Source organism: Streptomyces sp. LZ34 (assembly GCF_053890475.1).
Map to the genome: position 1 here is coordinate 10,146,935 of NZ_CM132680.1, position 12,725 is coordinate 10,159,659.

Sequence of the window (12,725 nt, forward strand, 5' to 3'; positions counted from 1 at the left end):
ATGCGCTCCGGCCCGCGGCGGCGGCCGTAGGGGCCGCGGTGCCGCCCGCGAACCGTACGGCTGATGCCATCCGTACGTGCCATCCGTACGGTTGAGGCCATGAGCCCTGGAACCCCCGTACGGCGCGTGGCCTCCCTCGTGCCCTCGCTCACCGAGGCCGTGGCCGCCACCGCCCCCGGCCTGCTGGTCGCGGTGACCGACTGGTGCAGCCACCCGGCGGGGCTGGGCGCGGAGCGGATCGGCGGCACCAAGAACCCCGACACCGCGCGCATCACCGCCCTCGCCCCGGACCTCGTGATCGCCAACGAGGAGGAGAACCGCGCGCCGGACCTCGCCGCGCTGCGGGCGGCCGGCCTGACGGTCCTGGTGACCGAGGTGCGCGGACTCCAGCAGGCGTTCAGCGAGCTGGAACGGGTGCTCGTGGACGGCTGCGGCCTTGCCCGCCCCGGCTGGCTGGACGAGGCCGAGGCGGCCTGGGCCCGGCTGTCGACCGTGGCCGGGCCGACCGCCGCCGGGCCCCGGCGGCGGGCCGTGGTGCCCGTCTGGCGCCGCCCGTGGATGGTGCTGGGCCGCGACACCTTCGCGGGCGACCTGCTCGCGCGGCTCGGCGTGGACCTGGTCCACGCCGAGCACGCCGAGCGCTATCCCCGCGTCCCGCTGGACGAGCTGAACGCGGCCGGTGCCGACCTGGTGGTGCTGCCCGACGAGCCGTACCGCTTCACGGCCGAGGACGGCCCCGAGGCGTTCCCGGACCTGCCTGCGGCGCTGGTCAGCGGGCGCCATCTGACCTGGTACGGCCCCTCGCTGGCGGAGGCGCCGGCCGTTCTCGGCGCGGCGCTGGGGAGCCGAGTGGGCGGGTGAGGGGCCCCGCGCCCCCGCGCCCCGCGCCCCCGGCACTCCGCGCCCCGCACCTCGCGTCCCCCGGCGCCTCCTCGCCCTCACCCCTCCGCGTCGCAGCAGGTGTCGCGCCGCAACAGCCGCCCCACCTCCAGCCAGTGCTCCGCCGACTTCCCGTGCCGCGCCCGGCCGCCCTCCGGGAAGGCCCGGACGAGGCCGTCCCGCTCGTACGGCACGCCGCCGCGCAGCACCGACACCGTGCGCACCAGCGAGTCGAAGTCCGTGAAGGGGTCGCCGTCCACGACCGTCAGGTCCGCCAGCTTCCCCACCTCCAGCGTGCCGAGGTCCCGGTCCGCGCCGAACGCCCGCGCGGGCAGCAGGGTCGCGGTGCGCAGCGCTTCCGCCGCCGAGAGCCCGTATCGGTGCAGCGCCCGGAGCCCCAGGTGCAGATGGAGCCCCACCGGCACCAGCGGCGCGTCCGTGCCCAGGGCGACCACCCCGCCGCCCGCGAGGATCCGCCGGTAGACCCCGATCTCGGTGCTCAGCGTGGCGAGCTGGGCGGCGGTGGGCGGGGCCCCGGCGAGCTGCCGCACCAAGGCGGTGTCCCACGGCGGCATGAGCCGGGTGACCCGCTCGTCCTCGGCCAGCGAGGGGTCGGCCCCCACCAGCGGCGAGGCCGTGAAGGGCGTGGCTATCAGACGGAAGTCCGTGGCGGTGTAGATCTCCGTCACGTCATGGGAGGACTGCCCGGTAGCCGTCGTGGCATGCCCGTACTCCAGGCGCTGCGTGGCCTGTAGATGGGTGGTCAGGTCCTGCCCGAGCTGCACGCCGGGCGAGCACAGATGGCTGCCGGTGCGCACCCCGAGCCGGTCGTGCGCGAAGCGGGCGGCCTCCTCCATGATCCAGCCGGGCGCGCGCACATACGTCTTGACGAAGTCCCAGTCGAGCGCCGCGCCGCGCTCCAGCGAGCGGCGCAGCCCCTCCCGGGTGCGGTGCGCCCGCCCCATGCTGTACGCGACCCGCGGCCCGTCCAGCAGTTCCCCGGTCGCCAGCAGCCGGGGCCCGGCCAGCGCGCCCGCCGCGATGGCCTCGCGCAGCCGCGCCTGCTCGTACGCGAAGCCGCCGAGGGAGACGGCGGTGGTGATGCCGTAGGCGAGCTGGAGCACGGTCTGCCGGCCGCCGTACGTGTACTGCCAGGGATGGGTATGAGCATCCCAGAGGCCGGGGACGACGGTGCGGCCGGAGGCGTCCACACGGCGCTTCGCCGGCCGCCCGGCGCGGTGCGGCTCGACGGCGGTGATGCGCCCGCCGCGCACCACGATGTCGACGTCCTCGCGGACCGTGCCGTCGCCCCCGGTGCCGTCCCAGAACCTCCCGGCGTGCACGACGGCGCCGGCGGGGCTGGGGCGCCGGTGGTCGAGCGGGACGCGCACGGTACGGGCCGTGCCGGTGTCGACGTCCAGCAGCCGCAGCTTGCCCGCCGACAGATACAGGATGGAGCGCGAATCCGCCGACCAGGAGGGGTGATCGGCGCTCTCCTCGGTCAGCCGGCGCGGCTCGCCGTCCGGGGTGCCGTCGGGCCGTACGGGCAGCAGCCACAGGGCTGACTCGGCGATCACGGCGAGATGGCGGCCGTCGGGGGACCAGACGGGGCCGGAGTCGTAGCGGTCGGAGAGCGAGGTGTGCGGAGCCAGGGCGTACAGCCTGGCCGCGCCGCTGCTCGCGGCCACGACCCGGATGAGGTTGTAGCCCTCGCGGAACCGTTGGTTCAGCCGGTTGCGGTCGCAATAGGCGATAAAGCGTCCGTCCGGCGACCAGCTCGGCCTGCCGGGCAGCCCACCGCCGCCGAGCGGCGCGGCCACCGCGCGCTCGGTGCCCGCGCCCAGGTCGCGCACGACCAGGTTTCCCGACATGTCGATACAGGCGAGGCGATCGCCGGCGGGGGACAGCGCGGGGTGCACCCGACCCCCGGAGGCGAGCGTGGTCTCCTCTCCGGAGGCGAGGTCCCGGCGGTGCACGGCGAGCAGCCCGTCGCGGTCGTCCGCGTAGACCAGTGCCCGCCCGTCGGGCGTCCACGTCGGCGCCAGCAGATAGCGGGTGGGCGCGGCCCGTACGATCCGGCGCGGGGCACGGCCGCCGGTGGTGTCCGCGACCCACAGGGAGTTCAGCGCGGCGAAGGCCACCCGGCGCCCGTCGGGGGACAGCGCGGGCAGGTGCACCCCGCGCACCGGCCGCGCCCCGCCGCCGCTGTCGAAGTCGTACCGCTTGACGCGGTAACGCGGCCGGTCGACCGGCAAGGCGGCCTTGAACGGTATCTCCTCTCCGTCGCCCGGCGCCTGCGGCCGCACCAGCCGGAACCGCCCGCCCACGGTGAGCAGCAGCTCCCCGCCGGCCGTCCAGCGCGGCGGCACCGGCTGTACGTCGCCCGCCACCTGCACGGCCGCACCGTCCACGACCAGCGTGCAGGAGGCCTCGGGGGCGGGGGTGGTCCGCAAATAGGCGAGCGTGCCGCCGGGCGACACCGAGGGCGCGAGCACCTGGACCCCGGCGGCCGTCTCGGTGTGCTCCACCGTCACCGGCCCGCTGCCGTCGGCCCGTACTGAGGCGACCGTACGGGCGTCCAGCGCGGTCCCGGCGAGCCGGCCGCGTACGAACAGCACCCGCCGGCCGTCGGGAGACCAGGCGGGGTCGAAGTCCTCCCAGGCGCCGTCCTGAAGCGGCCCGTCCTGCCCCGGCACCCCGGTCAGCCGGGTGAGCTCCCCGGTGGCCACCTCCAGCACCCACACCCGGTACGGGCTGCCCGCCACCGGGTCGCCGCCGCGCTCGGAGGCGAAGGCGATCCGGGCACCGTCCGGCGACCAGGCCGGACCCCGGTCGTCCCACGGCCCGTCCGTCCGCTGACGCACCTCCGAGCCGTCCGGGCGCAGCGTCCACAGATGAAAGCCGCCGCCCCGGTACGCACAGACCGCCAGCAGTTTTCCGTCGGGGGAGAAGACCGGCCGCGTGGGCTCCAGGTCGGCCGGGGTGAGCGCGGTGGCGGCGCCGCCCTTCCGGGGGAGGGACCACAGGACGTTCTGGACCTCGGCGACCAGCCGGTCACCGGAGGGGGACAGCGTCGCGGCGCCGTTGGTGGCCCCGGTGAACGACAAGGTGAGCGAGGCCTGCCGAGCCTGAGCGGCGGCGCTCTGCGCGGGCAGCCCGGCCGCCGCCCCGGCCACGGCGGCGGTACCGGCGGCAGCCTGCAGGAACCGGCGGCGGGAGAGTGAAGGCGGCGCGGCGTCGTCGGCGACAGGCTCGGCGCCGGGGAGGGGCTCGGCTGTGGCGGCAGTGTCTGCGGTCTCCAACGGTCCTCCTGGAACACGTAGTTGTGCGGAGCAGGAGTGGGCAGTGGTGCGTGCAGCGTTTGATCGTTTCACAGGCCACGGGCCCGGGGTCAACACTGCGACCCGATCACGTGGGCGAAGACGCCGAGGCGCGGCGCGGGGGAAAGCGTGACCCCGCCCCCGGCGGGAAGGAGTGATCCCGTCCCCCTCCCCTCCCGCACAGGAGACCCTCCCGCACAGGAGATGAGACGACATGCCGATGGACGGCACCACCCACCACACCCACCACACCGACCACCTCCCCACCCCGGACGGCGTACGCCTGGCCACCTACACCTGGCTCCCGGAGGCCCGCGCCCCTCGCGCGATCGTCCAGATCGCCCACGGCGCCGCGGAACACGCCCAGCGCTACGACCGCTTCGCCCGCTTCCTCTGCGCCCACGGCTACGCCGTGGTCGCCTCGGACCACCGCGGCCACGGCGCGACCGCCGCCTCCACGGGCGGCTTCGGCGTCGTGGGCGAGGAGGGCGACAGCTGGCGAGCCATCGTCACGGACCTGCGAACTATCGGCGACCGCACCCGGCAGGCGCTCCCCGGGACGCCACTGTTCCTGCTGGGCCACAGCATGGGCTCGATGCTCGCCCGCGACTGCGCCCAGGAGTACGGGGGCGAACTGTCAGGCCTGATCCTCTCCGGCACGTTCCGCTCACTGCCCGCGACGGATCCCGACGAGGCCATCGCCCGCCTCGAGACCGAGATCGCCCAGCGCGGCCGCACCGCCCTGTCCGGCTTCACCACCGAGCTTTTCGCCTCCTTCAACGACCCCTACGAACCCGGCACCGGCTACGAATGGCTCTCACGCGACCCCACAGAGGTGGCCGCCTACACGGCGGACGAGCGGTGCGGCTTCCCTTTCAGCGCCGGCCTGTCACTCGACTGGGTCCGCGCCGTCCGCAAGATCAACAACCCACACAACCAAGCCCGCATCCCGACCCGGCTGCCGGTCCACATCGCCGTGGGCGCCGAGGACCCGTGCAACCAGCGACTGACGCTTGCCCACGAACTCCTCGAGGACTTCCGCTACCTCGGCACCCACGACCTGAGCTGGAAGAGCTACCCCGACGCCCGCCACGAGATCCTCAACGAGACCAACCGCGAACAGGTCCAGCAGGACCTACTGACCTGGCTGAACACCCACACCTGAGCCCTCCAGCCGCTCCCTCCCTCCCGCCCAGACGAGAGAGACAGCCAGACCTGGCACCACACCCCGCCATCACCCGTGAACCCAACGTAACCAAGGGACCCATCCCCAGCCCGCCAGGTCCCCCGCCGAAAGGCGGCAGCGACCACCCCCTGAAGTGCGGTATTGTTCTCTTGCGCGATCGGCCAGGGCGAAAGCCCGAGCCGGACAAGCACCGGGACGTGGCGCAGTTTGGTAGCGCACTTGACTGGGGGTCAAGGGGTCGCAGGTTCAAATCCTGTCGTCCCGACCAGCATCATCGCAGGTCGGAGGCCGTTTCCGTGGGTAGCGGAGGCGGCCTTAACCATGTCCGGGCTGGGAGCGAGTGGGAGCCCTCTGGGAGCCCTCGTGCTCCCAACTCGCAGACGTGTCAACGGTGCCCGATTCGTCCGTCACCCGATCCGGTAGACCTACCGCGCCGTACCGCGCCCCTGTGTGCCGTCGTCAACCGCAGGCCCCCGGGGTCACCCGATCGATGCGGATGCTCTCTGCATCGAGAGGCATAAGGACCCCTTGTCGGCTCTCGACCCCCTTTCGGGGTGGGAGCGCGGTGTCGTGCTCCCCATGCGACAGGGGGGAAGGTGTGGGCTGAGGGCCTTGGCCGGCCCGTTTCTGCAGGCAGCCGGGGCTCGGGTGTCCGGGTCGCGAGTTGCCTGCCGGGTCAAGGCGGGGCAAAGCCCCTTGGCGTCCGCGTGCAGATGGGGCACTCCCAGGGCGTGAGCGCCGTATCCGGCTCTACGGCGCAATGGCGAGACGGTCGACTGGGCGTCTCGGCGCGGAAATAGTGTGCCAAGCATGGGCTGACGGCTGTCGGTCCCGACAGGCGCGGGTATGTCGGGCGAGCAAACTCAGCGGCTGTGCCCTTGCCGGAAACGTCATCCATGCAGGTCACGCCACATGCCGGTACTCGTGGAGGATGCCGCCGAGGCGATCGTGTCGACGTATCTTGAGGTGGGCTAACGTGTCCGGATCGTCGATCGGCGGGGGCAATGGGTGCAGCGGCCTGGCGTTCGCAATGCCCTGGTGTGGTCGGTGTGCGTTGTAGAACTGCTCGAACTCGCGCAGGGTGTGGAGGAGGTGTCGTTGGTTCCAGATCAAGGTCCGGTCCAGGAGCTCGCGACGACAGGTCTGTATCCACCTTTCCGTGATCGAGTTCATCCTCGGTATCTGGATGCCGCTGAGCACGACCTCGATCCCCGCGTCCTTGAGGACGGCATCGAACAGTTCGGGGAACTTCCCGTCCCGGTCCCGGATCATGAATCGTGCCCGGCAGCCGAGGTCTTCGAGGTCCATGACGAGGTTCTTCGCCGCTTGGACTACCCAGGAGGCGGTCGGATGCGTGGTGGCGCCCAGGATGCGGATCCGGCGACTGCTGTGTTCGATCACTACGAGCGCATACATCCGCATGCCCGAGAGGGTGACTGTTTCCATGAAGTCGCAGGCCAGCAGGGCGTCAGCCTGGGTGCGAAGGAAGGTGGCCCAGGTGCTGGAGTTCCGCTTGGGTGCTGGGTCGATGCCGGCCTCCTTCAGGATTTCCCAGACGGTGGATGCGCCCACCTTCACCCCCAGTACGAGGAGCTCGCCGTGCAGGCGTCGGTACCCCCAGCTCGGGTTCTCCTTCGCCAGGCGCAGGACCAGGACGCGGATGGAGCGCACTGTAGGGGGTCGTCCCGGGCGTTTGGGCCGGCAGGAGGCGGCGTGGCGGCGTGCGACGAGGGTGCGGTGCCAACGCAGTACCGTGTCGGGGCGTACGAGTAGCCGTAACTGTCGCAGGACGTGCCGTGGCAGCCGGTGTAGGAGCGCTGCCAGGAATGCCCGGTCGCTCGGGGTGAACTGGATCTTGTTCTTGCCGAGTTGGCGTTCCAGTACGGTGATCTGGTGGCGCAGGGCGAGGATTTCGGCGTCCTTGTCTCGGTCGGTCATCGGCAGCAGGCGAAGCATCGCGAACGTGTTCGTCACGCCCAGGTAAGCCAGTCGCAGCAGCACGATCGATCATCATGACGTGCTGACGGCGGCTGTGCGAGAGTGTCGGCTCAGACGACCGCGGCCAGATTTCGGGAAACCCGATTCACCGGCCCTACCAGGAGGGATGAGGTTTCTGGCAAGGGCAAGGCTGGCAACGCGACCTGCCGTCGGATCGGAAGGGGAACGGGCATGTCCAGATCGACCATGTCCAGTACATCGACCATGTCTTCCCGTATGTCGCCTGCTCCGCAGCCCCCTCGTCGTCGGCCTGCGGGGGAGGTGGTCTTGGGAGTGGACACGCATCGCGACGCCCATGTGTCTGCGGTGCACTCCGTGACGGTGACAGTGCTGGCCACCGGCGAGTTCCCGGCCAGCGCGGCGGGATGCCGAACCCTGCTGACGTGGGCCAGGAAATGGGGAGCCGTGAGGCGGGCCGGGGTGGAGGGGACCGGCTCCTACGGGGCGTCCTTGTCGCGCTTTCTGCTGGCCCAGGGCATCGACGTGTTTGACGTGAATCGGATGGACCGGGCCGATCGTCGTCGGCGCGGCAAATCAGATCCGCTCGATGCCCAGAACGCGGCGCGAGCCGTGCTGGGCGGGCGGGCGCGCTCGGGCGAAAGCGGGCGACGGCCCGGTGCAGCGCGAGAATGTACAAACTCACGAAGGCGTCGGCCGTCAAAGCCCGCGCCCAGGCCATCAACCAGCTCAAGGCCGTCCTCATCACCGCGGCCCTGCGGGACGAGCCCAAACTGGGTAATGCCGAACTCTTGCGGACCTGTGCGCGGTTCGCCGACGTGAGCGGTCCCGAGGAGGCCCGTCGCGAAATCGTCCGTCGCCTCAAGCGCTATGCGGCTAGGGAGGTCTTCCACCTGGTCGGACAGCTACAGGCAGGACCCCGCTCATAGGTGCTGTCGTCGAGAGCATGGCGGCAGACGCTGAGTACTGGATTCGCACCTACACCTGGCTTTCCAGTAGGCGTAGCCGCCTGTCCATATTGTCGGCCTCGGTAATCTCGCCCTGGCTGCGGGCGTCCTCAATGCCTTTTCTGATTATTCCACGAGCCTGCTCGGTGAGCAGCTCCGGGTTCTGTTTGAGAACTCGCATGGCAGCTTGGTCGGTCGTCGCCCTCATGAAGCTGTTGATCCCATCAAACAGCGGCTGCATGAAATTACCCACCACTTCAGCCATTTGACGGGCGAACTCTTCATCGCTTGGGTCGGGTTGCGTTGACATCGCGTCCCACCTCGCAGTAACCAGGAATGCAATCTAATTACTAGTGACCGCCTGAAGAGGCGAACTCATCCCCTCATCCAGACCAACACACTAGTGGACGCCCTGCAACTTTCCGAGTCTTTACCCGGATCGTCGGCAGGGTGCGGCCTCATTAGCGATCCTGTCGGGTGATGACGGAGCGGCTGATCGCGGTGTCCGAGCCTTCTGGATCACCAAACCCCGTTCACCGCGCGGGGAGCGTGCTGTTTCACCAAGATGCGGCGGAGAGCACGTGGGCAGATCCTGGGAGTACTGATGGATTGGGGGTGAAGCTGCTGAATCTTTGGTTACAGAGGTTTCGCACACAATCGCGGTGGCGTAGATCAGCTGGGTGGTGTGAGGGATAATTCCGACACACCGGTGACGACCGCAGGCCATCGGATGGCGTCGCCGAGCTGCGGCGACGCGGTGGAGTGAATTATGACAAATACAGGCTCCCCAGATGGGGCTGGCGCTGAGTACGGCGAGGGTCGCGCTCGGCTAGAGAGGCTGCTGAGGGATAGGTCAGGACCACCTCAGGCTCAAGCCCGTGCGTTGCTTGAGTTTGCCACGGAGCTTGTGACTGCTGGCAATCTCGATGTCGGATGGCTGGCCTCGACTGCTGCCCTGCAACGTCTGGAGGAAGAGGAGGACACAAACTTCATACTCCGTAGCTACGCCCACATGCAGGTGGGTGGCCTAGCCATGATGCAAGGAGACCAAGAGCAGGCCCAGTTGCACATGGAACGGATGGGGCACTTTGCTGATATTGCTGGGGAGTCCGAGGCGCAGACACGAGCTGAGACGTTGCTCGCCGGCCTGGCCCAGGCCCGGGGCGACCTAGCACAGGCACAGCAGCACTGGGGTCAAGTGCTCCGCTTGAGCGCGATGGCCGAGGACGTGGATCAGCAAGCTACCGCGAACTGGTTCATCGGCATGCTCGCAGTCGACCAGGGAAAGCTAGCGGAGGCAAGACGCCACGTCGAGCAGGTGCTGGAGTTGACGGAAAATCCGCTGCTACTAGGCGGGGCCGAGCTACTCCTCGGCGGACTCGCGCGGCGCCATGGCAATCTTGCGAAGGCCAAGCAGCATGCGCGGCGATCGATCGAGTTGGCGGAGGCTGCGGATAGCGTGCTCGGGCGAGGGGACTCTTACCTTTTCGCGGCTCAGCTGTCGCGGGACGAGGGTGAGTTGGACGAGGCGCAACGGTTTGCTGATCAGGCATTGAACCTGGCCGAGGCGGCTAACGACGAGCTGGATCCTGAGGAGTCACTTAGATTCCTGAGCCAAGCCCATTGTGTTGTAGGGACGTTGGCCAGGGAACGGGGAGATCTTGCAGAGGGACAACGGCTTGCTGAAAAGGCGTTGGAGCTGGCCGAGACCGCCGGAAGTCGTGGGATGCAGGCCGATGCTCACGACCTGCTGGCATTGATTTCGGGGCATGAATGGGGGGATCTGTCTCGGGCACGGCAGAATGCGGAGCGGGCGTCGGAGCTGGCCGAGGCTACGGGTGATGTATTGCAGCAGAGTCGAGCCCAACACAAGCTGGGTGAGCTGGCCGGGCATGAGTCTGGTGACCTGACCCAGGCGCGAGAGCGAGTGCAGCGGGCGTTGCAGCTGGCCGAGGCCGCCGAGGACGTGTTCGAACAAGCCCACGACCATGCGATGCTCGGCGAGATAGCCCGGGTCCAGGGTGCCCCCAGCGTGTTTGAAGACCATGTGCAGCAGGCACTGGAGCTGGCCGAGGCTGTCCACCACAGGGTGGGTCAGGGCAACGCCCACCACCTTCTTGCGGAGCTGTACTACCAGCGGGGCGACGTCCCGCAGGCGCGAGAACACCTGGAACAGGCTCTGTCGCTTGCTAGGAGTGCTGGGGATACGCCGGAGCAGAGCAAGGCACACTTGATGCTCGGCGACCTCGCTCGCCTACGCCAGGAATATCCTTCCGCCCGCGATCATGCTCAGAAGGCCCTCGAGCTGGCAGTGGAGGCGGGGGATGATCTCGGTGCAGCCAAGGCCCACGTGGTCCTGTCGAATGCGCTAGTAGCGGACTCGCCCTGGGAGCTAGCGACGGCGCTCAAGCACATGATGGCAGCGATCCGCACACGGGAAAGAGTGCGACTGCGAGTAGGCAGTTCGGCCGACCGGGCGCGCATCCTCGCCGAATCCGCGGACTGGGACCAGGTAGCTCTGTCGCAGGCCGCAAGCCTTGGTGATGGATGGGCTGGCCTAGAACTTGCAGAGATCGGCCGGGGAGAGGCGTTGGCGCAACTTTTGCACTCCCGCGGCACTTACGGTGACGCGCCAGAACCGGTACGAGCCCTGCTACACGATCTGGACGAGCTGCACTCCCGCAAGGGGGCACTGCTGGACCCGCGGCCCATCGCTGACGAGCCTGTCATCAACCCGGGACTGCTGCGCGCCCGTAAGGAGGCCCACGAGGAACTCGACGAGCGGATCGCACAACTCCACAGGGAACTGGCTACGGCCGTGGGCAGCGCGTTCCAGCGCGCCTTCACGGCTGAGCCGATTGCCGCCGACAGCTTGCGGGGGCGTCTGCATGGAAACGTCCATGCGCTACTGCTCAGACTCTTTCCATACAGCCAGGAGTCTGGCGGTCGGCTCCTGTACTCCGTGTGGGTACCTCCGGAATCCACCGAATCGCCAGTCATCGAAGAGAAGAAGCTAACCCCGGAGCAGGTCAACTGGCTGACCGACCTGACGAGTCCGAGAGACGCACACCTAGCCGGTTGGCGTCTACTAGAAGACACCGGACATCGCTGGCGCCGTGAGCTGGGCGAGTGTCTGCTGCCCGTAGGGCTGCGCACGCTCTTGAGCGACGTGAGCCGGAACACGGAAGGAGAACCGCCAACCCTGCTGATCGTGCCTAGCGGGGAACTTTGGGGGCTACCATTCGCCACCCTTGACGTTAGCGGGCGCTGCCTGCTGGATCTCGCTGCCCTAACCTTGCTGCCTGCTTTGCGGATGCTGCCCGAAACCCCGCCGTTGAGGAAACCACAAAAAGACGGCCGAGGGCCGGCACAAGCCCTGGCATACATAACCAGACCAGACGCGCAAGCCGAACGCGACCAGCTCGCCCACGACTACGGCAGCCAACTAGATGTAGAAACCGACCCCCAACAGCTGGTGACTAAGCTACGCAACGGCGACCGTTACCAACTTGGAGTTCTGTCCGTACACGGGGACGCGGAACTCGGACTGGCGCACAGCATCGAACTCCAGCGCGATCCACCCCACAAACTGTCCGCAGCCCGCCTCCTCGGCCTCAGCCTTCCGTCGCGTCTAGTGATCGGAGCCTGCTGGTCAACGCGCGTGTCGTCCGGCCCAGGCGAGGAGCCGATTGGACTGCCTACTGTGGCCCTCACTCGCGGCGCTACCTCGCTCACGACTGCGCTCTACCCGGTCCCAGACAAGGCCACGGGAACTATTCTTGCCGCCTATTACCAGCAACTGGCTGCCGGCGTGCTACCCGTTCACGCCTTGCGCAACGCGCAGAGAGGCTACATCGCCGCTGCGCAGCACGACGAGTCTTCCGACTGGGAGCTTGGAAGGACTCCTGGGTACTGGGCAGGGTTGACGCTGCTCACCATCGAACCCGGACCGCAAGGCTCTGGCGATCGGGATGGATGACCTCAGCCACCTGCAGTCTCGCCAGCGTCTGGGTGCCAGAGCCAGCACTTCGAGCCATGGTTGAAGCTCAGAGTTCCGGACCCGAAGCGTGACAGATCCAGACTGTGGAGTTGCTCATAAGCTTCTTCGGGAAGACCCGGCTCCAGGAGTACCTGCAGCTCCGTTTCCCTGTCCTGGAACGCCGCTTTGCGACCTCCGGCACCGGACGCTTGGAAAAGATCCTCAATTGCTTGCCGAAGTGCTCGGTAGGCATCTTCGCCCATGCTGCTGAGAAACGCCTGCAGCGGGAGAATTACAAGAATTAACAACAGCTCGATACTGCGCACATTTGGGCGAGGGTTAGGGGTATGGACGCCCAACGCCGACAACGTATCGAGGAGATGCTGACTCATGTCTCTTGGTATGTCTTCACCGAAGAAGCTGACATCTGCCTCTATCACATCTGGCCTGCTCACGAA

At 68.5% G+C, this 12,725-nt stretch carries 8 protein-coding genes, 1 tRNA gene and 1 pseudogene; 6 read left to right on the plus strand and 4 right to left on the minus strand.

All coding sequences use genetic code 11. The features are described from left to right. Positions 1-99: 99 nt before the first annotated feature. Positions 100-861: a helical backbone metal receptor gene (locus ACWY4P_RS43390; protein ID WP_456206325.1), complete on the plus strand. Its 762-nt coding sequence runs from the start codon at positions 100-102 to the stop codon at positions 859-861. Positions 862-938: 77 nt separating this feature from the next. Here ACWY4P_RS43390 and ACWY4P_RS43395 read toward each other — a convergent pair whose 3' ends face one another. Further along, the gene (locus ACWY4P_RS43395) at positions 939-4,181 is read right to left on the minus strand and encodes an amidohydrolase family protein (protein WP_456206326.1); all 3,243 of its coding nucleotides are present in this window, start codon (positions 4,179-4,181) and stop codon (positions 939-941) included. A gap of 232 nt (positions 4,182-4,413) precedes the next feature. Between ACWY4P_RS43395 and ACWY4P_RS43400 the strand changes: the two genes are divergently transcribed. Together ACWY4P_RS43400 and ACWY4P_RS43405 are read left to right on the plus strand one after the other, a co-directional pair. Continuing rightward, complete coding sequence (locus ACWY4P_RS43400; protein ID WP_456206327.1) at positions 4,414-5,364, plus strand: alpha/beta fold hydrolase; 951 nt, start codon at positions 4,414-4,416, stop codon at positions 5,362-5,364. Positions 5,365-5,576: 212 nt separating this feature from the next. Then, positions 5,577-5,653 (plus strand) — tRNA-Pro (locus ACWY4P_RS43405). 635 nt (positions 5,654-6,288) lie between these two features. Here the strand turns inward: ACWY4P_RS43405 and ACWY4P_RS43410 are convergent. Further along, positions 6,289-7,386 (minus strand): integrase core domain-containing protein, encoded by a 1,098-nt coding sequence (locus tag ACWY4P_RS43410; RefSeq protein WP_456206328.1) that lies wholly within the window; start codon positions 7,384-7,386, stop codon positions 6,289-6,291. Between the two features lie 213 nt (positions 7,387-7,599). Between ACWY4P_RS43410 and ACWY4P_RS43415 the strand changes: the two are divergent. Next, positions 7,600-7,917, plus strand: a pseudogene (locus ACWY4P_RS43415) (IS110 family transposase); the annotation flags it as partial. Between the two features lie 95 nt (positions 7,918-8,012). Next, positions 8,013-8,270 carry a hypothetical protein gene (locus ACWY4P_RS43420; RefSeq protein ID WP_456213376.1) on the plus strand — a complete coding sequence of 86 codons (258 nt, stop codon included), beginning with the start codon at positions 8,013-8,015 and terminating at the stop codon, positions 8,268-8,270. A gap of 49 nt (positions 8,271-8,319) precedes the next feature. Here ACWY4P_RS43420 and ACWY4P_RS43425 read toward each other — a convergent pair whose 3' ends face one another. Beyond that, the gene (locus tag ACWY4P_RS43425; RefSeq protein WP_456206329.1) at positions 8,320-8,598 is read right to left on the minus strand and encodes a hypothetical protein; all 279 of its coding nucleotides are present in this window, start codon (positions 8,596-8,598) and stop codon (positions 8,320-8,322) included. A 597-nt stretch (positions 8,599-9,195) separates the two neighbouring features. Between ACWY4P_RS43425 and ACWY4P_RS43430 the strand changes: the two genes are divergently transcribed. Beyond that, positions 9,196-12,267, plus strand: coding sequence for a tetratricopeptide repeat protein (locus tag ACWY4P_RS43430; protein ID WP_456206330.1), 3,072 nt, complete (start codon positions 9,196-9,198; stop codon positions 12,265-12,267). Positions 12,268-12,269: 2 nt separating this feature from the next. Here ACWY4P_RS43430 and ACWY4P_RS43435 read toward each other — a convergent pair whose 3' ends face one another. After that, complete coding sequence (locus tag ACWY4P_RS43435; protein WP_456206331.1) at positions 12,270-12,722, minus strand: hypothetical protein; 453 nt, start codon at positions 12,720-12,722, stop codon at positions 12,270-12,272. Positions 12,723-12,725: the final 3 nt, after the last annotated feature.

Coding starts and splice junctions, on each gene's coding strand:
- ACWY4P_RS43400 (WP_456206327.1), top strand. CDS start 4,414: ATGCCGATGGACGGCACCACCCACCACACCCACCACACCGACCACCTC.
- ACWY4P_RS43390 (WP_456206325.1), top strand. CDS start 100: ATGAGCCCTGGAACCCCCGTACGGCGCGTGGCCTCCCTCGTGCCCTCG.
- ACWY4P_RS43425 (WP_456206329.1), bottom strand. CDS start 8,598: ATGTCAACGCAACCCGACCCAAGCGATGAAGAGTTCGCCCGTCAAATG.
- ACWY4P_RS43420 (WP_456213376.1), top strand. CDS start 8,013: ATGTACAAACTCACGAAGGCGTCGGCCGTCAAAGCCCGCGCCCAGGCC.